Below are 21,811 nucleotides of genomic sequence, written 5' to 3' on the forward strand. Positions count from 1 at the left end.
TTTGAACGTATTCAATTACCCGTTCAAAGCTTGGGATCGAAGTCTGATAAATGTCACAAGGAAACCCTCCATTTTCAAAAATCAATAGTAGTATAACATAATCATTAACTTATAAACAACAGGAAAAAATTCATCCCATAAAACTGTTATTAAAGCAAAAAAGGCTCATCTTTCGAATTTTAAAATCTTTTGATTCTCTCTGCTTAGCGGGCTTCCGTGAAAAAATAACAGAGAACGCATATCTCTCCCCGTAATCCGTGAAGGCTTTCATTATTGGCTCTATTACACAACCAAACACACTTATTAAGTGGATAACTGACTCCCATCTATCCAGCACTGTGAGATTGCTCTTCACGTAACCTTGCTAAAAACACACCTAGAAGTACAGTGAAAAAATCCGTTTTTTATTTCATCATTTGTTTAATGAACTCTTTATTTTGTTCTTTAAAGATTTCGTTATGTGAAGAAACCATCCCAAACGGAGCAGCCATAGGCTCAATAAACCGTTTAGCGCTGTTGACCGCATTTGCTGCGTCTTGAAAAGCACCGATGATTAAATTTAATTTTCCGTCATATTTTAAAATATCACCAGCCGCATAAAGCCCGGGGACGGAGGACTCACAATTCGCATTGCCTGCAATATAATCATTATCGACCATTTTTATATCTAACTCACTATTGTCAAGTAATGATGTATCACGTTCATAACCGTGATTAACAATCACTTCATCCACCGGCAAATAGATAACTTCTCCCGTTTCATGGTTTGTCAGCTCGACACGGTCAATGATTTCATGATTCGCACTGGCGATTAATTTGGTAATCGACGTATTAAAATAACAAACGGCTGAACTATTCAATAACTGCGTTACTTGTGATTCATGACCTTTTAACTCTTCTTTTCGATAGGTTAAGTACACTTTTTTGGCAATCGGCACTAATTCATTCGCCCAATCGATAGCAGAGTTGCCGCCGCCAGAAATGATCACGGTTTTATCTTTAAAGCGCTTTAATGATTTCACCGCATAATGTAAATTCGTTACCTCAAATTTTTCTGCCCCTTCTATCTCCAGTTTTTTCGGCTTTAAGATGCCACTTCCTACCGCCACAATTACTGTCTTTGAAAAATGCTGCTGTCCGGAAGCCGTCGATAACACAAAAATGCCATCATTCTGCCGCTTCATGGACACTACCTTTTCATTTAATATGACCGTAGGATGAAACGTTAACCCTTGTTTTACTAATTGTTTCATTAACTGTTCTCCTGTTATGGGCGCATGCCCTCCCACATCCCAAATTATTTTCTCAGGATAGACATGCAGTTTCCCACCTAACTGCGGCTGACATTCAATCAGCTTTGTCTTCATCTTCCGCAGCCCGCTGTAGAAAGCAGCGTAAAGCCCTGCTGGCCCTCCGCCAATAATCGTCACATCATACAGTTCTTCCCGTTCCATCGGCTTCACCTCACATGGCAATCATCAACGATTATCATTCTCAATAAAATATATCTCTTTTTCTCCTCTTTTACAATATGATTATTGACAATCTGAACAAATTTCTTTACATTGTATAGTGTACTACATTGATAATGATTATCGTTATTAACCGTTTTTTTCAAGAACAGGAGGTGAAATCCATGGTTCGCCTGTACACGCAGGATTTAAATATTGGCTATCATGAACAGTTAATTGTGAAAAATTTGAACATCCAAATTCCTGATCAAAAAATTACAGCCATTATCGGACCGAATGGCTGCGGCAAATCCACCCTCTTAAAAACATTGACGCGGATTATAACGCCTCAATCAGGAACAGTCGTTTTAGATGGAAAACAAATTTTCCATGAAAATACAAAAATCCTTGCAAGAAAGATGGCGATTCTTCCCCAAACACCGGAAAGTCCAGGCGGGCTGACAGTCGGAGAACTCGTTTCCTACGGCCGCTTTCCTTACCAAAAAGGATTCGGACACTTAACGAAAAAAGATTATGAAGTCATTGATTGGGCGCTGGAAGTAACAGGGACGATCGAGTTTAAATACCGCCCTGTCGATTCGCTGTCTGGCGGGCAACGCCAGCGTGTGTGGATCGCCATGGCGCTTGCCCAAGAAACGGACATTATTTTCCTTGATGAACCGACTACCTATTTAGATATGGCCCATCAGCTTGAAGTATTGGAGCTATTGCAAAAACTGAACGTTGAACAAGGCCGGACGATCATCATGGTTCTCCATGATTTAAACCAAGCGGCCCGTTTCGCGGATTATATTATCGCTTTGAAAGACGGAAAAATTGTGAAAGCCGGAAACGGCGACGAAGTGATGACACGTGATGTGCTCAAACAAGTATTTCATATTGATGCCGAAATCGGGCGAGACCCTCGGACGAACAAACCGATATGCCTGACATATCACTTACTGAAAGGAGAATAAAGAAATGAAAAAACTGTTGATCCCCTTCATCGTGCTGATTGTACTAGTAATGAGCGCTTGCGGCGGCAAGACAACTGAAAATAAAGACAATTCCGCCGCAAAAGAAAAGGAACCAGAAACGATTACGTATCAATCCGAAAACGGGCCAATCGAGGTTCCTGCCCATCCGAAACGTGTGGTTGTGCTGTCCTCTTTCGCCGGTCATGTGATGGCCTTAGGCGTCAATATCGTTGGTGTCGATCAATGGTCGAAAATGAACCCTCGCTTTCAAGACAAGCTGAAAAATGCCGAGGTAGTGACTGACGAAGATATCGAAAAAATCATAGAATTAAATCCAGATTTGATTATTGGTTTGTCTAACACAAAGAACGTCGATAAATTAAGCAAAATTGCTCCAACTGTCACATATACGTACGGAAAAGTTGACTACTTAACACAATTTTTAGAAATCGGCAAACTGTTAAATAAAGAAAAAGAGGCGAAAGCGTGGATCGATGACTTTAAAAAACGGGCGCAACAAGCCGGAGAAGAAATAAAAGCGAAAATTGGCGAAAATGCCACTGTTTCTGTCATCGAAAACTTCGATAAACAACTTTATGTTTTTGGAAATAACTGGGGCAGAGGTACTGAAATTCTTTATCAAGAAATGAAGTTAAAAATGCCTAAAAAAGTGGAAGAAATGGCATTAAAACAAGGTTATTATGCACTGTCATTAGAAGCGCTGCCTCAGTTCGCCGGCGACTATTTAATCATTAGCAAAAATCCGGATGGCGACACTTCATTCCAGCAAACGGAAACATACAAAAACCTTCCGGCAGTAAAAAACCACCGGGTGTTTGAGGCAAATGCGAAAGAGTTCTATTTTAATGATCCGATCACACTAGAGTACCAGCTCGATTTCTTTAAAAAACATTTTTTAGGTGAGTAAACGGAAAAGACGAGGAATTCTTAAACATTAAGAATTCCTCGTTTAAGTGTTCCAAAGAAAAAAGAAAAGAGAGGATAAACATGACGGCAAAAACGGAACGGTCGATCCCGTTTATCTATAAGTTCATTGTTGCCATCTTTGCGCTTGCCGGGATGTTTTTGATCGCTATGGTGCTAGGCGCGGCAAATACGACCATCAAAGATGTCTGGCTTGCCCTCACTTCCCATGTAAAAAATGAACAAATTTTAATTATTCGCGAGCTCCGCCTGCCACGTGAAATTGCTGCGGTATTTGTCGGAGCCGCATTAGCCACTTCCGGTGCGATTATGCAAGGGATCACGAGAAACCCGCTTGCTGATCCTGGCCTGCTTGGATTAACAGCCGGCGCCAATGCAGCATTGGCCATTACAATGGCCTTCATTCCCTCGGCCAATTATTTTAGCATCACGATTGCCTGTTTTATCGGGGCAGCTGTCGGATCGATGATGGTTTTCGGCATTGGCGCGATGAAAAAAGGAGGCTTTTCACCACTTCGAATGGTGCTAGCCGGCGCTGCTGTTTCCACATTCTTATACGCAATCTCAGAAGGAGTCGGCATTTACTTTAAAATTTCAAAAGATGTGTCGATGTGGACGGCAGGAGGATTTATCGGAACTTCCTGGCGTCAGCTTCAAGTCATTGTTCCCTTTATTGCAATCGGCATGCTTATTTCGCTTTTTTTCTCAAGACAGCTGACCATTCTTAGCCTCAATGAAGAAGTGGCAGTCGGGTTAGGCCAAAAAACGACGCAAATAAAAACGATCCTATTCTTTGCCATTATCCTGCTCACTGGCGCTTCGGTGGCGCTTGCCGGAAATATGACGTTCATCGGTTTAATGGTGCCGCATATTGTTCGGGCAATGGTGGGAACGGATTACCGTTTTGTCCTGCCAATGTCAGCGATTTTAGGAGCGACTTTGACGCTTTTGGCTGATACACTTGGCCGGACGATCAACGCACCGTATGAAACGCCAGTGGCGGCAATCGTTGCGATCATGGGCCTGCCTTTCTTCCTGTTTATTGTGCATAAAGGGGGGAAAACACTCTCATGATTCAATCAGCGTTAATCAAAAAACAACGGCGGATTCTCGTTATTTTACTGATATTGATCATGGCAACAATCGTGATCGGGATGGGAACAGGTTATTCCTCCCTATCTTATGACCGGCTGATTCCCGTCCTTTTCGGCCAAGGCACGTTTAAAGAAGAATTTATTTTATTTTCCATCCGCCTGCCGCGGATTGTGATCACACTGCTGGCCGGGATGGCCCTCGCGTTGTCGGGCGCTATTTTGCAAGGAATCACTCGGAACGATTTAGCGGATCCCGGCATTTTAGGCATTAATTCTGGCGCCGGCGTTGGAGTGGCGTTGTTCTTTTTGTTTTTCCCTATACAGTCGAATTCCTTTGCTTACTTGATTCCGCTTATCGCCTTTATTAGCGCTTTACTGACGGCGTGTTTCATTTATTTGCTATCATATAACCGAAACGCAGGGTTTCAGCCAGTAAGGTTGGTGCTTATCGGAGTCGGATTTTCCATGGCGCTTTCTGGGGCCATGATTGTGCTCATTTCCTCTGCCGAACGGACAAAAGTAGATTTTATCGCCAAATGGCTGGCCGGAAATATATGGGGTGATGATTGGCCGTTTATATTAGCCATTCTTCCATGGTTAATTGTCCTGATACCATTGACATTATACAAAGCAAACCGGTTGAATATATTAGAATTAAATGAACCGATGGCAATCGGAGTCGGATTAGAAATTCAAAAAGAGCGCATTTTATTGATGATCACTGCTGTTGCGCTAGCCGCTGCCGCCGTTTCCGTCACCGGAGGAATTGCATTTATCGGCCTCATGGCTCCGCATATCGCAAAAGCATTAATAGGGCCGAGAAACCAACTATTTATCCCGATCGCAATTCTGATGGGCGGATGGCTTTTATTATTCGCTGACACCATCGGGCGCAATATAGCAGACGGTATTCCAACAGGCATCATCGTTTCTTTAATCGGCGCGCCATATTTTATTTATTTATTACTGAGAAAATAATGTTCTGCCATAGCAATCAGCGGCATCTTGTTTGACATCCGTCCTGTCCAACCGTCACATTGCAATATAAACGCACACCATCATGATATAGGGCCAAAAAAAATACAGGCAATCTTTGGTTAACCATCAGAAGAATATTTCGGCTGTCGGAGACAGTAACTTTGGCTTTACGACCAAAACCGAACAACGATCCGCTGAACGAACATGAATAAGCCAAGAAGCGGTGTTGTTCGGTTGCCGGCATCCGGGAAAAGGACTTAAACTTTTCATATGGATAAATACTTGGTTACATTTTTTTATAAAAATATCCCCCTATAGCAAACAGTATCTTTCATTTTCTGTCCGCATATAAGGAGATCATTCATGATGATACTTTCAATCTAGCCGGATAGGATGATCATGCTCTTCTCGAGGCAAACCGCAAGGCACGGCTGACTAAAGCTGGCAATACCGATACGTGACCTTCTCCCTTAAATTCCTCAAACTCAACATATACTCCGCGATCGGCAAGAGCGGACAGGCGTTCTGCCAACTCCTTTGCGTTATTACTTATGCGGCTTTTATGGCTTTTCTCTAATTCTCCGACTGCCAACAAAACGTCAACGTTTAGCGTTTCTCGCTGCAAACGGGACACGAATTGTTGCTCCGCTTCGCGAAGAAATCGCTTGTTCCAATGAATGGATGGGCTTCCCGCAATATACGTCCGGAAGGCCGCCGGCTTGGTGAAAAGCACAGACAGCGCAAAAAGCCCGCCAAGTGAATGCCCAAAGAGCGCTTGCCTCTCTCTGTCAATTGGGAACTCACCTTCTATCTCCGGCTTTAATTCTTCTTCAATAAATGTTAAGAAAGCTTCCGCCCCTCCTAATTCCGGCCATGCGGCTCCGTCGGGCCTGGCAGGCAGTTCGTCAACGGACACCGGCATAGTAAAATCATAAAAACGCGCAGGGGCAAACGGCATTTCTGTCGGATAACCAATGCCGACGATCACGGTTGGAACGACTCCCGTCTTGTCAGATCGGTTCGCTTGCACACGCATCGCTTCCACCATCGTTCCGAACACGGCATTAGCATCTAGCAAATAGATAACCGGAAACCCCGAAGGAGGCGGATCGCCATCAGGTTTGGCCACAAAAATCTGATATTCGCGGTTCCCAGCACGCGAATGCATTATGCGCTGTTCTGTCCGCGGTATGGTGAACTCGCGGACAGTAGTGTTCTTGACCATCATCGAAGTCTGTTCCATTTTCTTGTGGGCCACCGCTGATCCCTCCTCTACATCTTAATTATTTATGCATGATGCTTGTCGGCGGACAACCAACACCCGCAGGCAGATCTGTTTCGTTCGAATACAGCCATTTCAGCGCTTCAGGGAATCGTTTCGAAAAAAATATGCGGCCATGCGGTGCGCCTTCTTCAAGGACAAACCGCAATCTTTCGCTGGCCAATCCGTTATTCATCAATATGGTGCAGGCTTCTTTCGTTTTTGAAACCATCTCTTTCTGAATACTCTGCTTCCCGATTCCCTCTATGCTTCCCACATCCATATACATTTTCAGTCCGGGATCGATGTTTTTCGATTGCATAAAACCGATGAAGCCTTCGTACCAAAACGATCCTGATATCGAACCGATTTTTCCAAACACATTAGGGTACAAATAAGCAGCATAAATGGAAATCAGCCCTCCGAGCGACGCCCCGATTATTCCCGTTTGTTGCCGGCGGCCATCCGTCTTATATTTTCTGTCAATATAAGGTTTTAATTTTTCTACAAGAAACGAAAGATAATCGGAGCCCTGTCCGCCAAAATCGGCATATTTATCGGACAGTGCTTTAGCATGCCACGGCGTATATTCATCCAACCGGTTTTTCGGCTCAATGCCAACCAGTAAAAGCTCTCCAAGTTCACCATTAGCGAACATGCATTCTAATCGCGCCAAGGAATTATTCTGGCGAGGATCGAATAAGTCACCGCCATCCTGTACATAAACAACCGGGAATGCCGCTCTGCTTGTTTCATAAGAGGGAGGAAGATAGATGAAGAGTTCCCTCCCGGCAAAGGACTCTGTAACTAATGTGCCGTTCATATCGCTCTCCTCCTTAGCCCCAAATCAGGCTTGATCAAAGACAGTGATCAAATGAGCGGCAGGAATTCTTGGTTGTGCAGATGGAATTTTCGCAGGATATCCGATATGAAGATTGCCTACCACCTTTTCCACAGGCTGGATTCCCATTGTTTCCCGGAAGATGGGTTCATGTAGCCATCCGTATGTTTCCCACACCATTCCGATTCCCTTCTCCCATGCCAATAAACTAAAGTTGTGGATAACGCAACTAGTCGACGCATAATCTTCTTCCCTGACAATCAGATTCGGATCTTCCCTCATCAGGACAGTTAAAATCATCGGAATGGACATGATTTTATTGTAAAATTTTTGTCCAACTTCTTTCTTTTTGCTTGGATCCGGTTCTTTGCTCTCTTTGATTTTCCGCACCGCCTCGGCGATCTTCCTGCGTCCTTCACCATAAGTGAGAATAAAACGCCACGGCTGCGTCATACGGTGATTGGGCACCCAAACGGCGGTGTCCAGCAGTTCCATCACAAGTTCGGGAGATACGGGGCGATCCTCGAAAACATGAATCGAGCGGCGTTCTCTCAACAATTGGCTAAGTTCCATAACCATCCTCCATTTCACCTTATGGACAAGGTCTTTGTCTTCCTACACTCTCGTTTTAAACAACAAGTACACAAAATAAGGGATACCAATGATGGAAATGACAACCCCGACAGGCAGCTCGACTGGGGAAAAGACGGTTTTGGCAATAAAATCGGAAACGATGACTAAAAGCATGCCGATAGTCCCGCATACGGGAAGCGCCCGATAATGATGAATGCCGACTAAACGTTTGGCAATGTGAGGGGCAAGCAAACCGACAAACCCAATATTTCCTGATACGGACACACACGCGCTCACGATGCCGATGCTGGTTAAAAGCAGTATATTTTTTTCTTTTTCCGTGGAGACTCCCAAGCCTTTCGCACTTTCTTCTCCTAATTGAAGCAGATCAAGAATATACGATTTTCTGATGATAATGGGAATTAAAATAACAAGCCATGGCAACATGGAAGTGATATATTGCCAATTGGCATTCCAAATGCTTCCTGTGAACCATACCGTCGCCATCTCGAAATCCTGTGGGTTCATTTTCAGTGATAAGTATAAAGACAAGGCCCCGAGACCGGAACCTGCTGCGATCCCGACTAAGATCAGGCGCTGGGGATCCAATCTCCCGTCCCGCCAAGCAAAAAAGTAAATCAGAACAGCAGTTCCCAGACCGCCAATCCATCCAAACAACGGCATCGCCAAAATGGACAACCATCCACTTCCTGTTATTCGTCCCTCAAAGAAAAACATAAAAATGACAATCGCAGCTCCCGCTCCCGCATTAATGCCTAAAATCCCGGGATCGGCCAGCCCGTTTCTGCTTATCCCTTGTATCGCGGCTCCCGCGACGCCGAGACCGAACCCGACAAGGGCGGCAACTATAATGCGAGGCAGCCGAAAGTCAAAAATGACCAAATCATGCTCCGGAACAGGATGGATTCGCAGCAAAGTTTTTAACACTTCCATCACTGTCATATCAAATACGCCATTCGTCAGACTGACATAAACCGCAATGAGCACAATCCCGAAATTGACGAGCAGCACTGTCCAATAGCGCCCCGCCGAGTTTTTAAGCATGTTTCCCTCCTCCTCTCTTGTAAATTAAATAGAGGAAGAAAGGCACTCCTATCAAGGAAGTGACGACCCCGATCGGCGTCTCAAACGGATAGTTCAAGAACCTGCTGAAGATATCGGAAAGTGCCAAAAAAATGGCTCCGAGAACGCCGGCGCAAGGAATAATCCACCGATAATCAACCCCAACTAAAAACCGGGTGATATGAGGAATAATCAGGCCCACGAATCCGATATTACCAGCCAAAGCGACGGAAATGCCGGTTAAAATGACGACGCTGGCGACAGCCATTGCCTTAACCAGCGTCGTTCTCTGCCCCAAGCTCACGGACACTTCCTCGCCCAATGAGAGAATCGTGATCGATTTGGAAATAAAGAGCGCGAGCGCGATTCCGACCAGCGCAAAAGGCACCGCAAGTTTGATCATATCGGGATCCATCTGGTGCAGCCGGGCATTGTACCAAAAACTGACGTTTTGTGAAACTTGAAAATAGGAAGCCATGGCGGCTGAGACGCTGCTCAGAAATGTGCCGATAATGGTGCCGATGATCGCCATTCGGACCGGAGACATTCCATTCGGCAAGAGTGACGCGAGCCCGAAGACGATGCCCACAGCGAACAGCGAGCCAATCAGTGAATACATAATCATATCCAAAGAAGAGGCTCCCGGCGCCAAAATCATACAAAGTGTAATGGCAAAAACCGAGCCGTCAGAAACCCCCATAATAGAAGGGGACGCAAGGTAGTTTCTTGTCATTCCTTGCATGATGGCCCCTGACATGGCTAGGAACGCTCCGATAAGAAGCGCTCCGATCACCCTTGGCAGCCGGGAATGCATCACAATTTGATGGTTCACATTGCCCGGATCAAAATGGAAAATCGCATTCCAAACCGTCTCCCAATCGATATTTTTCGCTCCATATAGAATAGATGCCATGATGGTAAACACCACTACAATCGGGGAGAGCCAAAGTATGAAAGCTGGCGAAACAATCTTTGAACGCATATTATGCTACCGCCTTGTTTTATTCATTGCCAAGCTTCTCCACAACCGCTTTCAAGAAATGGATTTTGCTCCATGCCGTACCGCCTTGTGCGAGCGGATCCACAACATTCACAAACACTTTGTTATTTTTGACTGCATTGATGCTTTGCCAAATCGGGTTGTTTTGCAAGTTTTTCAGTGCATCAGGCTGATCCTTGTTCTCATCCTCCGAGAATTGCACAAAGATATAATCTGGATTCATTTCACTAAATTTTTCAAGAGAGATCATTTCCTGCGTTTGTGCGTTTTTGATCTCTTGTGGTGCTGTCAGTCCCAAATCCATGTACAGCGAAGGGTTGAAAAACACATCTTCTCGATAAATCATGATATTGCCGCCTCTGATGCGGATCACAACGACTTTTTTATCTTTCAGCCGATCGCCTAACTTCGCTTTCGCTGCCGCGAGCTCCTCCTTATACTCCTTCAATACTTTCTCAGCGACGTCTTGCTTGCCTGTCAATTCCGCAAGAAGGCGCAGGTTTGCTTCCCAATTTGTCGATATATGGGAAACCGGAATCGTCGGAGCGATTTTCTCTAATTTTTGGATGACATCCGGCGGGAATTTTGCCGTTGCGAAAATCACATCTGGTTTTAGTTTTAATATCGTTTCTATATTAGGCTGTGCCTTTTCGCCAATCGATACAGTAGAATCTGTTATTTCCTTGAACATGTCAGGAAACTTGCCGCCGACCGTGATGCCGCCAAGCGGTTTCACTCCCAGCACAAGCGCGTCTTCCATCGTTTCCATACTGCCGGTGATCACAATTCTTTCCGCTTTGGCGGGAACCGTATAACTCTTTCCAAGGTATTGGATCGTTCTTGTTTCATTTGCGCCAGCTTTCTTTTCCTGTTCCGCCGCGCTGCTTGCCGAATTTCCTTCCGCGGCTTTGTCCGGTGCAGATGATTGTTTCGCGCCGCAAGCGGTCAATATGAGAATGAGTAAAGCAATAAGACTAAAATAAAGCCATTTCCTTTTCATCATAGATCTTAAGTCCCCCTTCCGACTTCTTATATTGATAATGATTATCATTCATGATTATAAAACAGGCTCTTTTTCCTGACCATGGACGGTATCCGGAATTCATTTTGGACAATCTCCGGAAAAAAGCCGCAACGACTCGTCAATGATCCGGTCATGCGCATATGCAGAATATTCTACCCATGGATCGGAAGGGATCAAATAAACTTTATTGTTCCGGACCGCCTTCAGCTCCTGCCATGGCATAGAGTATTGCAATGCTTTCCAAAACGCTAATGTTTCCTCTTCTTGCCGGACCAATAAAAGAAGGCGATCCGCGTCAATTTGGGCCAGCTGGTCAAGCGTGATCTGCTGATCATAGATGAAACGATCGCCGCCATACGCAGGAACCATCTGCAAATCATGATAAAATACTTCAGACATGCTGCGGTTGCAATGAACATATAAATTTTGCTTGGAGATCCGCACGATTAAGAAAGTGTCATCCCCTACTTCTCGTTTTAACTGGTCTCTCGCAAACTTTACTTTCCGTTCATATATTTCAAGCCAATGCTCTGCTTCTCTCGTTTCCCCTAAAAATTCAGCCGTCAGCAGCAATTGCTCCCGCCAATTCTTTTCCAGCCACGGAACGTAAAAGACAGGGGCAACTTGTTCCAGCATTTCTTTTTCCCTCTCCTCCAACTCATCTGTGCTAATCACCATATCAGGGCGGGCATGGAGAAGTGTTTCGATGTTGGACTCCCAATGTTGGTTTTTGCGATAAGCGCTAAGAGGCACGGAAATATCCGCACGGTACATTTTATAGTAATAAGCGGTCCATTTCGGATGAAGCGGCGCAGCATAAGGGATAATCTTAAGCGCAAGCAATTGGCCTGTAATTGGAGATTTATAGGCTGCTATTTTCCGGCGGCGGCTTTTCATATAAACGGTAGGCGTGACGCCTACTTTTTTCTTGAATTTGCGGCTGAAATAAAATTCATCGTTGTAACCGACCTGATGGGCAATGTCCCGCAGCTTCGCATCCGACTGCGCCATGAGTTGTTTCGCCTTGTTGATTCGCAATTCGGTCAAGTAGTCGATGGCACTGATCCCGTACGTTTTTTTAAACAAATCGACAAAATACTTAGGGCTTATATTCGCTATGCTCGCCAGCTGCTCAATCGTCAAATTCTCGTTAAAATAGCGTTCCATATATTCTTTCGCTAATTCGAGCGATGTTCGCGATTCCTTCGCCTGAAGCCGGCGGTTTTTCATAATGTAATAGAGCAATTCCTGAAACGCGAATTGACTGTAAAAGCGTTCCAGCCCATCTTCACTGCGCCAGTGATCGTAAATCGCATCACACAAAGAAACAAGCTGGCCAGCAGGGGAAATTTGAATTTCTCCTTTTAATGGGAATAAACGCTCTTTTTTTATGCCTTGCACCCGCTCATATCCTTGTTCCGTTACCTGAAACACATCGAACTTAAAGAGAAACAGCTTCAGCTGACTCGCTTTTTTTGCTTCGATCCCGTAAGTTTCTCCGGGAGCACACACATAAACGGTATCTGGACGCAGCTGATACTCATCATGATCGAGCGTCAAGCGCCCTTGTCCGCTCTTCACTACGATAAGCACATGAGAAACCGTAAGCTGCTGCTCCATGCGCCAATTGCCGTTTCCTTTTATAAACTGCATATCCCGCAAGCGAAGAAACGACACGTCCCATGAAAAGTCACTGGCTTCCTGCTTCACCGCTTCGTGATGAATAATCATATACTTTCACCACCTTTATTTCCGCATTATACCTACTTTAATGTTTACTTTATTCTTAAGGCTTGTTTATTAGTATATTGATAATGATTATCATTATTATATAGTATATCAAATGGGTAAACGATTCACAACCGTCCGGAATGCCAGAGCATTTCTCATTCTCTGCAACAGACTCCGGTTTATTCATGCCTCTGTTCCCCTCGTTCTTGATATGGAGGAAAGAATCTTCATTAACAGATGCTTAAGACTTTTGTGAAATATAATAATCTTTCCAGCCGAAACCTTGCTGCATAAGCACACTTGCATCATATTGCTCAATTCTTTTTTGCGTTTTGCTGAAAATAGAAAGCGCAGCTACATAGTTGAAACCTAAATCCAAATCATGCAGGGCCACGTCATCTGTACCATCCGGGCGGCCGGTGAAAGCAAGCAGCCGCGGGGCTTGTTGCGGCCCAGAGACTACCACATTCAATGGAGGAATGTTCAATCCTTCTCCTGTCGCTTTAAGAACCGCTTCCTTTCTTGTCCAGTAGATGAAAAAACCCCTCATCCGGTCATTTGCCGGCATTTGCAATATATGTGCTATTTCCTTCTCCGTGAGTATCCCGTCTGCCATTTTGACGACATCGAAATCCCAAGCGGTATTCATCCATTCAACGTCGACGCCAACTGGCGCATCCGTGGTAAAGGCAACAAGAATAATATTGCCAGAATGCGAAACAGACCATTGCAGAAAACCATAAGGCAATCGCGGCCGGCCATGGGCTTCATGGCAAATGGGACAAGTGCGGTCAATGGGCACTTGATGCGGGGCCATATTCAATTGGGTTGCCAATACTAATCGACTTAATGCACAACCGACAATGAACCGCGCTCTGTCTTGATCCTTGCGGAAAGATTGCGCTCTTTTCCTTTCTTCATCATTCAGCATCCGGACATGCCATGGTTGCATATCAGTTGTTTTCGATAGCCAAACTTGGCACGTATGATCCGACAGGGGCGGGATCGAATTTACAACCTGCCACTCCGTCATGGAAAGATTCTCCTCTCTTCTGCTAGCCATTATTTATCGGCATAAACATTCTTTTTACAGGTGTGTATGAATTAACCGATAAAAGCAAGTGATGACAGATCAACAGCTTTGCTGCTGAGGCCGGAAGCTTGCCAGCCCGGGCATGCGGCACACATGCCTCTCAGCAGGCCAATGAATGGGCCCTCGTTCGAAGGCGCAGCAGAAAAGCTTAATTTCACTTTTTCAACCGTAAACGTAAAATCACAGGAAAATAAAAGAGAGTTAAGCAGACATCCTTGCCTGCCCAACCCTTATATCCAATCTTCTTCATTATTCAGACCTATTTTTCATAGATAACTTTTAAGAAGGAGCAGTTATACGCTTCTGCTCCCCTTTTCCTCTTGCAAAGCTATCAGCACTCATTTTACTCCTGAATAATCATTGTCACGCTTTGACAATGATCCATCTTTCAGGCTATTAGGCCTCATATCTATCCAATGAGCGTTAATATAGTCCAGGCATGCTGAACGCGTATTTTCCGCAAAAGCAATATTCCAGCCGGGCGGAATCGCAATAGAGGCAGGCCAGAGGGAATACTGGCCTTCATCATTGATTAATACAAGGTAGGTGCCTTCTTTATTTTCAAAAGGATTGGTCATTCCGAACCTCCCCTTCCATTTATTGTGATTAAATGGCTTTTTTCTTTTAATTTATTTGCAAGCACACGGCCAATTTCAGCTAACGGGCCAGGCTGGCACATATCTTTATGCCGGCAATGGATATCATGCTGAATAATCTTTCCATCGATATATGGCAGCCATGCTTCTGGCTCGATCGGATCAAACCATTCAGGTATAATGGTCGATCGGAAGAATAAGAGATCCCCCTTATAGCGCTGCGGCACATATTCGCTTAAGATGCGGACCGAATTGACATACGTATCCTTTAAATTTAAGATCGTCGACTCATCTAAACTAGCTAATGCACTTCCATCGCGCCGCAGCATATCCATCGTGTTCTCCAGATTGAGCGGTTTCCCATCCATGTTGTCTGGATCATAGCCGCCTAAAGCAAGCAGCGCGATTAACGCTTCTTGCTCATCCGGCGCTTTTGCAATAGGTAAGAAGTGGCTTGGGTATGCATCCAACATCACTAGAAGCGCAACTTCCTCTCCTTGTTGTTGAAGCTGTGTCGCCATGGCATGAGCGACATTTCCTCCTAGCGACCATCCCAACAAATAGTAAGGGCCCTCTGGCTGGACTGTTTTCATTTGGTTAATATAATCGGCAGCCATCTCGTCTAATGTCTCAGGCAAATTCTCCGCTTTTGCGATACCGCGCGCCTGCAATCCATAAATCGGGTAGTCTGCCCCGATTGCCGTCATTAACCCTGCATAGCACCAGCTAAGCCCTCCCGCTGGATGTACACAAAATAAAGGAGGCTGGTTCCCGGAAGTTCTAAGAGGCAGCAAAATATCTAATGCACTTTGGCTGCTTCCTATTTCAAGTTTCTCAGCAAGACCAGCGACAGTAGGCGCTTCAAATAGATCTCCGATGCTCAACTCCACTCCAAACGTTTCACGAATACGGCTCATTAATTGAACAGCTAAAAGGGAGTGGCCTCCTAATTCAAAGAATCCGTCATCAATGCCAACACGCGGTAAACGGAGAACCTCCATAAACAGATCACATAACATCTCTTCTTGTGGAGTTCGCGGTCCCCTGTCGGTTATCTCTATCATCCAGTCCGGTGCAGGCAGTGCTTTGCGATCAAGCTTGCCATTAGGAGTTAACGGCAGAGCCTCTATCATCACAAAAGCAGACGGTATCATATAATCCGGCAGGCGAGCAGCGACATATCGCCTTAGCTCACCGGACTCTACATCTTTTGCAGGCACAATGTATGCAACAAGACGTTTATCACCCGGCTGATCTTCACGTACTACAACAGCAACTTGTGCAATATCAGGATGCTTAGCTAGAACAGCTTCAATTTCTCCCAGCTCAATGCGGTATCCTCGGATTTTCACTTGATGATCTGATCTTCCAATATAATCCAACGTCCCATCGGCACGCCATTTCGCTAAATCACCCGTGCGATACATTCTTGATCCTGGCAAGCCAAACGGATTAGCAACAAAGCGCTCCGCGGTCAAATCCGGCCTTCCTAAATAGCCGCGCGCCAATCCCGCTCCTGCCACATACATCTCTCCGATGACTCCCGGCGGAACCGGCTGCAGATTTACATCTAATACATAAACCTCTAAATCAGGAATGTTGCGGCCTATTAAACTGCTCCCTTTTATAGCAATGATATTTTTATTCAATTCCATGTAGCTGACATGAACCGTCGTTTCCGTAATGCCATACATATTGATCAGCTTTGGCATGTCATCCGCATGCCGTTCGTACCAATCTTCCAAACGGCTAAGCTCTAACGCTTCTCCCCCAAATATGATAAAGCGCAATGAAAGCTGTCGAGACAGCTCAATATTTTCTCTGTCAGCCTGCATAAGCTGATAAAAAGCCGATGGTGTTTGGTTGAGGACGGTCACTTTTTGTTCAACAAGCAATTGTAGAAACTCCTTTGGCGAACGGCTGACATGATGCGGAACAATAACTAGACGTCCCCCGTACAAAAATGGTCCCCAAATCTCCCAAACAGAAAAATCAAACGCATAAGAGTGGAACAACGTCCAAACATCATCCGATGTAAATTGAAACCAATGCTCCGTTGATTGGAACAGGCGGACGACATTTTGATGAGGAATCATCACGCCTTTTGGTCTGCCAGTTGATCCTGAAGTATAGATGATATAAGCTGTATGATACGGCGACAACGCTTCGATCCGGTTCGAATCATCTGGATTTGTTTCCGCATACGTTCCTAACATATCGGCTACATGAGCTTCATCAATAATAAGATGCCCGGCAACGCCGGCATGAGGAAGTTTTGAAGCCATTCCCTTATTGGTGATGACATACATTGGCTGTGCATCTTCCATCATATAAGCAATACGTTCTTCTGGATAATCCGGATCTAAAGGCAAATAAGTTCCTCCTGCTTTCAGTACAGCCAGTATGCCTATGACCATTTCCAATGAACGCGGCAACGCCAGTGCCACTACTCTTTCCGGACCGACTCCTTTTTCAATCAGGAAATGGGCGAGCTGGTTCGCTCGTTTGTTTAATTCGGCATAGCTTAGTTCTTGGTCTTCAAAGGAAACAGCAATAGCATCAGGGCTTTTTTGAACTTGTTTTTCGAACAATACTGGCAAGCATTCTTCAGGTACAGAGCGGGCGTTATGATCCGCTTTCGTTAAAAGTTTTTTGCGCTCTTCCGGTAAAAGCATATCGATTTGTCCAATAGGAAGATCCGGATTCATCACTACTTCCCTAAGCAGCTGGCATAATCGCTTCGCAAACGCTTCGACCGTAGTATGATCGAATAAATCGCGGCTGTACTCGAATAAACCAATCAGTCCGTCTGGAGAGCCGTCTTCTCCACGCCGCTCCCGAAGTTCGAGAGTGAGATCGAATTTAGCCGTACCGACGCTGCGAATTTCTAACCTACTTTCAAGCCCCTGTAATTCTAGTTTCGGTTCCGGTGTATTTTGAAACACAAACATTACTTGGAATAATGGGTGTTTGGCTCGCGATCTCACCGGATTAAGGATTTCCACCAGGCGTTCAAACGGAATGTCTTGATTTTCGTAGGCAGATAGGTTTACTTCTCTGACTCTGCCAAGAAGTTCGCGAAAACTTGGATTTCCCGATGTGTCCATGCGAAGCACTAACGTATTAATGAACAATCCTACTAGATGCTCCAATGAATCATCGTTTCTTCCAGCGATTGGGCTGCCGATGGGAATATCTGTTCCTGCTCCTAATCGAGTGAGAAAAGCAGCAAATCCGGCCTGCAGCACCATAAATAGGCTCGCTTTATTTTCACGAGCGAGATCCAGCAGACGCTTATGAAGTTCCGCATCCATGCAAAAATCAACGATGCCTCCTTCATAGCTGGACTCAGCAGGACGCGGATAGTCTGTCGGCAACTCCAGTTCTTCTGGCAGACCAGCTAACGTTTTTTTCCAATAATCGAGCTGTTTTGCTATTAAACTGTCAGGATTGGTCTCGTCACCTAAAATCTCTTGCTGCCAGAGCGCATAATCAGCATATTTCACTGGTAAAGGAGCCCACTCTACTTTTTGATTACGGCAATGCGCATTATAGGCTGCAGCTATGTCACGAGTTAATGGTGTTAGCGACCATCCATCGACAATCATATGATGCATTAAAAGCAGCAGCACATGTCTATTTGGCCCAAGCACGAACAGCTGGGCGCGAATCGCCGGCTCTGCAGCCAAATCGAAACGGTAGCGCACCGCAGCATTTAATTCATCCGATAACTCACTTTCGCTGATTTCTTTTATCATTAATTCAGGCCGCGCTTGATGGGGCTCTAAGATCACCTGTCTTGACGCCCCTGAATGTTCAGGGAAAATGGTCCGCAATGGTTCATGCCGCTCAATGACATCGTATAAAGCTTGTTGCAGCGCCTGATAATGAAGCTCTCCCGTTAAATGCACAACGACCGGTATATTATAAGTAGGACTTGGCCCTTCAAGGTGGTAAAGGAACCATAGGCGACGTTGGGCAAATGAAAGAGGAATATCCTCTTTGCAGGCATACGCTTTGACAGGCGGCTTCCTATTTTCCGCATCCTCCAAATGCTTAACAAGACTAGCGACAGTTGGCGATGCAAATAGTTTGCCAATCGTGATCTCCACACCTAACACATCTCGGATACGGCTAATGAGGCGGGCGGCAAGTAACGAATGTCCTCCCAATTCAAAGAAATGATCATCAATTCCAACAACAGGAATCTCCAACACCTCAGCAAAAAGCTCACATAAAATTTCCTCCTGAGGATTCCTAGGTTTACGCCCTTTCACCGTCATCGTAAAATCAGGAGCCGGCAATGCTTTGCGATCAATCTTGCCGTTTGGAGTCAGCGGAAATTCGTTAAGCACCATAAATGCGGACGGAACCATATAATCAGGCAATCTCTCGCTGACATAGCGGCGCAGCTCTGCAAGATCAAGAGTGCCTTTGCTTTGCTCACGAGGAATGACATAAGCAACCAACCGCTGATCCCCTGGCTGATCTTCGCGAGCCACCACTAATGCCCGCTCGACAAGATCACATTGTGACAATACTGCCTCAATTTCCCCTATCTCGATGCGAAAACCGCGCAGCTTGATTTGATGGTCGACGCGGCCTATATAATCTAAAGAGCCATCCATACGCCAGCGCACAAGATCTCCTGTCCGGTACATCCTGCTTCCCGGCGGCCCGTACGGATTGGCCACAAAACGTTCTGCCGTCAAATCTGGCCGTCTTAAATACCCTCGCGCAAGCCCTGATCCTGCAATATACAATTCTCCAACCACTCCCGGCGGCACCGGCTGCAGCTGCTCATCCAACACATACACTTGGGTATTCCAAATCGGGCGGCCAATAGAAGGGGCCCGGGCATCGTCAGGATGAAGGGGCGACATCGTGGACCATATCGTTGTTTCTGTTGGTCCATACAAATTCGTTACCTCGCAAGCAAGACGATGCAATGCTGACGCAAGGCCGCTTGAGAGTGCCTCGCCCCCCACCAGCACTCGAAGTCCAGCAATGCAATCAGGATGATGGGTGACAAGCATATGCCAAAGCGTTGGCGTCGCCTGCATTATCGTAATTTCTTTATCGGAAATCACAGCTGCCAACGCTTGCGGATCCTGAATCGTTTCCTTCTTCGCAACCACCAAACTCGCTCCGCTGATTAACGGAAGGAAAATTTCTAATGCAGAAATATCAAAAGCAATCGTTGTAACTGCGAGCAAACGGTCATGCTCCTTCAATGCAAATTTTTCCCGCATCGCTAATAAAAAGTTATTCAGACTATGGAATGGCACCACAACGCCTTTTGGCTTGCCCGTCGATCCCGACGTATAGATGACATAAGCTGGATGAAGCGGCGATTGCGTTTTCGGAACATTTGTATCAGGATAATGCTTGATTGCCTGCTCCGTTTCAGGATGATCTAGTATAATCGTAGAGCATGAAGGAAAATGCGATAATTTCGACTGCACAGACGAGCTTGTAACAATGCAAACAGGTTTTGTATCTTCCAGCATAAAAGCGATTCGTTCTTCCGGATAATCGAGATCTAGAGGGAGATAGGCAGCTCCGGTTTTCAGCACTGCCAACATGGCGATAACCATCTCTGCAGAACGCGGAAGAGCTAAAGCGACGTATTGCTCCGGCCCCACTCCATATTCCATTAGGAAATGGGCAAGACGGTTTGCTTGCTGATTAAGCTCAGTATAACTAAGCGCCTGATCCTCACAAATTACAGCGATGGCTTCCGGAATCCTTTCTGCTTGTTTTTCAAAAAGCTGTAAAAAATTTTCTTCCGGATGAGGATGTGCCGTTTCATTCCATTTCTTTAAAACTTGATGGCGTTCTTCTTCCAGAAGAAGATTCATCTTTCCGATCAGCTCGTCTTCTTCCAGCGACTCCATCGTTTCAAGCAATTGTAAAAAGCGGGCTTGATGAACCGCAAGCTCATCCATGCTATAAATTTCCGGGTTGGCATCAAAATCAATTCTCAATCCGTTTCCGTCTGTTCGTACATTAATAGCAAGGTCATCGATTGGCCCAGCAGCAAGATTGTGTGTAATGCCTTGATATCCGCCGAAATGAAGGGCATAATCAAATGGCATAATATTCACTTGCGGGCCAAATAATCGCTGATTTTCACCAAGCAGCTTAAGATCACGGCGCAGCTGCTCATGCCGGTATTTTTGATGTTGCCTTACTTCTTGAATTTCCTGTCTAACTTGGCTTAATAGTTCCGAAAGCCTCATATCAGCATGCAAATGCAAGCGGAGCGGCACAATATTCATGACCATTGCAGGCACATTCAAGGCTGAAGACCCTAAGCGGTTCATCATCGGCAAACCGAGAATGACATCGTCGGCCCCTGTTAGCCGATGAATATAAAGCGCTGCAGCGGCAATGAAAACTTCATGCCAGATCGCTTTCAAATGCTGGGCTGATTGTTTAAAATGTTCTGTACTAGCTGGAGACATATACGCTGTCTGCCGAATAAACGTATTGGACGTCCGAACTGCCCGATCAGAAAGGCTAACCGCCTCTGGACGGTCACGAAAACGCTCCATCCAAAACTCGCGGTCATGCTCATACTGTTTTGAGGAATGGTAAGCTTTCTCTTCTTCGATCACTTGATGGAGCGAAGCGAATTTCTCACCGTCCACCGGCGCATTATCCACCAATGCCGTGTAGACTTGGGCCACTTTTTGCGCAATAAGCGAGAAGCCAAAACCATCAATGGCAATGTGATGAATGCGCTGATACCAGAAAAACCGATGATCGGAAAGCTTAAATAAAGCTTCGGTAAAGAGCGGACCGCATGTTAAATCAACCGGTTTGGATAAATCCTTTTTCATCCAAAGCATCGCTTCTTCTTGCGGATTTTCCGCTGCGCTGACATCCATAAAATAGAAAGGAAAATCCGGCGAAGGATCAATCGTTTGCCATGGTCCGTTCTCATCTTCACCAAACCGGGCATGCAATGATTCTGCTTCAACTAAGACATGCCGCAGCGCTTTTTCAAAGAGAGCCGGATCAACCGGCCCATTAATCTCTATATATTTCCCAGTGTTATAGATGGGATTTTCAGGATCCAGCTGTTGGGCAAACCAAATGCCTGCTTGTGCCCCAGATAAAGGCAGGCGTATATGTTGGCGATTGGACATGGATCTTGCC

The 21,811-nt window shown here is 45.5% G+C and carries 15 protein-coding genes; 4 read left to right on the plus strand and 11 right to left on the minus strand.

Annotated elements, in window-relative coordinates:
* Positions 1–404 precede the first annotated feature (404 nt).
* Complete coding sequence (locus AOT13_RS01965; protein ID WP_003247679.1) at positions 405–1,454, minus strand: NAD(P)/FAD-dependent oxidoreductase; 1,050 nt, start codon at positions 1,452–1,454, stop codon at positions 405–407.
* Between the two features lie 182 nt (positions 1,455–1,636).
* Between AOT13_RS01965 and AOT13_RS01970 the strand changes: the two genes are divergently transcribed.
* The 4 genes from AOT13_RS01970 (at position 1,637) to AOT13_RS01985 (ending at position 5,445) form a co-directional block, all read left to right on the plus strand.
* Complete coding sequence (locus AOT13_RS01970) at positions 1,637–2,428, plus strand: ABC transporter ATP-binding protein (RefSeq protein WP_003247678.1); 792 nt, start codon at positions 1,637–1,639, stop codon at positions 2,426–2,428.
* A 4-nt stretch (positions 2,429–2,432) separates the two neighbouring features.
* On the plus strand, positions 2,433–3,356 hold the full coding sequence (locus AOT13_RS01975; protein WP_003247676.1) for an iron-hydroxamate ABC transporter substrate-binding protein: 924 nt from the start codon (positions 2,433–2,435) through the stop codon (positions 3,354–3,356).
* An 80-nt stretch (positions 3,357–3,436) separates the two neighbouring features.
* Positions 3,437–4,447 (plus strand): FecCD family ABC transporter permease, encoded by a 1,011-nt coding sequence (locus tag AOT13_RS01980; RefSeq protein ID WP_003247674.1) that lies wholly within the window; start codon positions 3,437–3,439, stop codon positions 4,445–4,447.
* The gene (locus AOT13_RS01985; protein ID WP_003247672.1) at positions 4,444–5,445 is read left to right on the plus strand and encodes a FecCD family ABC transporter permease; all 1,002 of its coding nucleotides are present in this window, start codon (positions 4,444–4,446) and stop codon (positions 5,443–5,445) included. Before AOT13_RS01980 ends, AOT13_RS01985 begins: the two co-directional genes overlap by 4 nt.
* A 397-nt stretch (positions 5,446–5,842) precedes the next feature.
* On the opposite strand, the gene AOT13_RS01990 is transcribed toward AOT13_RS01985, so the two are convergent.
* The 10 genes from AOT13_RS01990 to AOT13_RS02035 form a co-directional block, all read right to left on the minus strand.
* Positions 5,843–6,703, minus strand: a complete 861-nt coding sequence (locus AOT13_RS01990; RefSeq protein ID WP_003247671.1) for an alpha/beta hydrolase — start codon at positions 6,701–6,703, stop codon at positions 5,843–5,845.
* A 25-nt stretch (positions 6,704–6,728) separates the two neighbouring features.
* Entirely contained in the window at positions 6,729–7,529 is an 801-nt protein-coding gene (locus AOT13_RS01995) for an alpha/beta hydrolase (protein WP_003247670.1), read from the minus strand.
* 24 nt (positions 7,530–7,553) lie between these two features.
* Positions 7,554–8,120 carry a nitroreductase family protein gene (locus AOT13_RS02000; protein WP_003247669.1) on the minus strand — a complete coding sequence of 189 codons (567 nt, stop codon included), beginning with the start codon at positions 8,118–8,120 and terminating at the stop codon, positions 7,554–7,556.
* A gap of 42 nt (positions 8,121–8,162) precedes the next feature.
* The gene (locus tag AOT13_RS02005) at positions 8,163–9,185 is read right to left on the minus strand and encodes a FecCD family ABC transporter permease (protein ID WP_042384795.1); all 1,023 of its coding nucleotides are present in this window, start codon (positions 9,183–9,185) and stop codon (positions 8,163–8,165) included.
* A complete protein-coding gene (locus tag AOT13_RS02010; RefSeq protein WP_013399848.1) occupies positions 9,178–10,185 on the minus strand; it encodes a FecCD family ABC transporter permease in 1,008 nt (335 codons plus the stop codon). The genes AOT13_RS02005 and AOT13_RS02010 overlap by 8 nt, the downstream gene beginning before the upstream one ends.
* A gap of 19 nt (positions 10,186–10,204) precedes the next feature.
* Entirely contained in the window at positions 10,205–11,206 is a 1,002-nt protein-coding gene (locus tag AOT13_RS02015) for an iron-hydroxamate ABC transporter substrate-binding protein (RefSeq protein WP_003247663.1), read from the minus strand.
* Between the two features lie 99 nt (positions 11,207–11,305).
* Positions 11,306–12,958 (minus strand): AraC family transcriptional regulator, encoded by a 1,653-nt coding sequence (locus AOT13_RS02020; protein ID WP_042384796.1) that lies wholly within the window; start codon positions 12,956–12,958, stop codon positions 11,306–11,308.
* A gap of 241 nt (positions 12,959–13,199) precedes the next feature.
* On the minus strand, positions 13,200–13,991 hold the full coding sequence (locus AOT13_RS02025) for a 4'-phosphopantetheinyl transferase family protein (protein WP_013399844.1): 792 nt from the start codon (positions 13,989–13,991) through the stop codon (positions 13,200–13,202).
* Between the two features lie 398 nt (positions 13,992–14,389).
* Entirely contained in the window at positions 14,390–14,629 is a 240-nt protein-coding gene (locus AOT13_RS02030) for an MbtH family protein (protein WP_013399843.1), read from the minus strand.
* Positions 14,626–21,801, minus strand: coding sequence for an amino acid adenylation domain-containing protein (locus AOT13_RS02035; RefSeq protein ID WP_042384797.1), 7,176 nt, complete (start codon positions 21,799–21,801; stop codon positions 14,626–14,628). Before AOT13_RS02035 ends, AOT13_RS02030 begins: the two co-directional genes overlap by 4 nt.
* Positions 21,802–21,811: the final 10 nt, after the last annotated feature.

Source organism: Parageobacillus thermoglucosidasius (assembly GCF_001295365.1).
In the GTDB taxonomy this organism is placed as follows: domain Bacteria; phylum Bacillota; class Bacilli; order Bacillales; family Anoxybacillaceae; genus Parageobacillus; species Parageobacillus thermoglucosidasius.

Excerpts from the sequence above, each read along its gene's own strand:
- AOT13_RS01970 (WP_003247678.1), top strand. The coding sequence starts at position 1,637 with ATGGTTCGCCTGTACACGCAGGATTTAAATATTGGCTATCATGAACAG.
- AOT13_RS01975 (WP_003247676.1), top strand. The coding sequence starts at position 2,433 with ATGAAAAAACTGTTGATCCCCTTCATCGTGCTGATTGTACTAGTAATG.
- AOT13_RS01985 (WP_003247672.1), top strand. The coding sequence starts at position 4,444 with ATGATTCAATCAGCGTTAATCAAAAAACAACGGCGGATTCTCGTTATT.
- AOT13_RS01965 (WP_003247679.1), bottom strand. The coding sequence starts at position 1,454 with ATGGAACGGGAAGAACTGTATGATGTGACGATTATTGGCGGAGGGCCA.
- AOT13_RS02020 (WP_042384796.1), bottom strand. The coding sequence starts at position 12,958 with ATGATTATTCATCACGAAGCGGTGAAGCAGGAAGCCAGTGACTTTTCA.
- AOT13_RS02030 (WP_013399843.1), bottom strand. The coding sequence starts at position 14,629 with ATGACCAATCCTTTTGAAAATAAAGAAGGCACCTACCTTGTATTAATC.
- AOT13_RS01980 (WP_003247674.1), top strand. The coding sequence starts at position 3,437 with ATGACGGCAAAAACGGAACGGTCGATCCCGTTTATCTATAAGTTCATT.
- AOT13_RS02005 (WP_042384795.1), bottom strand. The coding sequence starts at position 9,185 with ATGCTTAAAAACTCGGCGGGGCGCTATTGGACAGTGCTGCTCGTCAAT.
- AOT13_RS02025 (WP_013399844.1), bottom strand. The coding sequence starts at position 13,991 with ATGACGGAGTGGCAGGTTGTAAATTCGATCCCGCCCCTGTCGGATCAT.
- AOT13_RS02000 (WP_003247669.1), bottom strand. The coding sequence starts at position 8,120 with ATGGAACTTAGCCAATTGTTGAGAGAACGCCGCTCGATTCATGTTTTC.
- AOT13_RS02010 (WP_013399848.1), bottom strand. The coding sequence starts at position 10,185 with ATGCGTTCAAAGATTGTTTCGCCAGCTTTCATACTTTGGCTCTCCCCG.
- AOT13_RS02015 (WP_003247663.1), bottom strand. The coding sequence starts at position 11,206 with ATGATGAAAAGGAAATGGCTTTATTTTAGTCTTATTGCTTTACTCATT.
- AOT13_RS01995 (WP_003247670.1), bottom strand. The coding sequence starts at position 7,529 with ATGAACGGCACATTAGTTACAGAGTCCTTTGCCGGGAGGGAACTCTTC.
- AOT13_RS02035 (WP_042384797.1), bottom strand. The coding sequence starts at position 21,801 with ATGTCCAATCGCCAACATATACGCCTGCCTTTATCTGGGGCACAAGCA.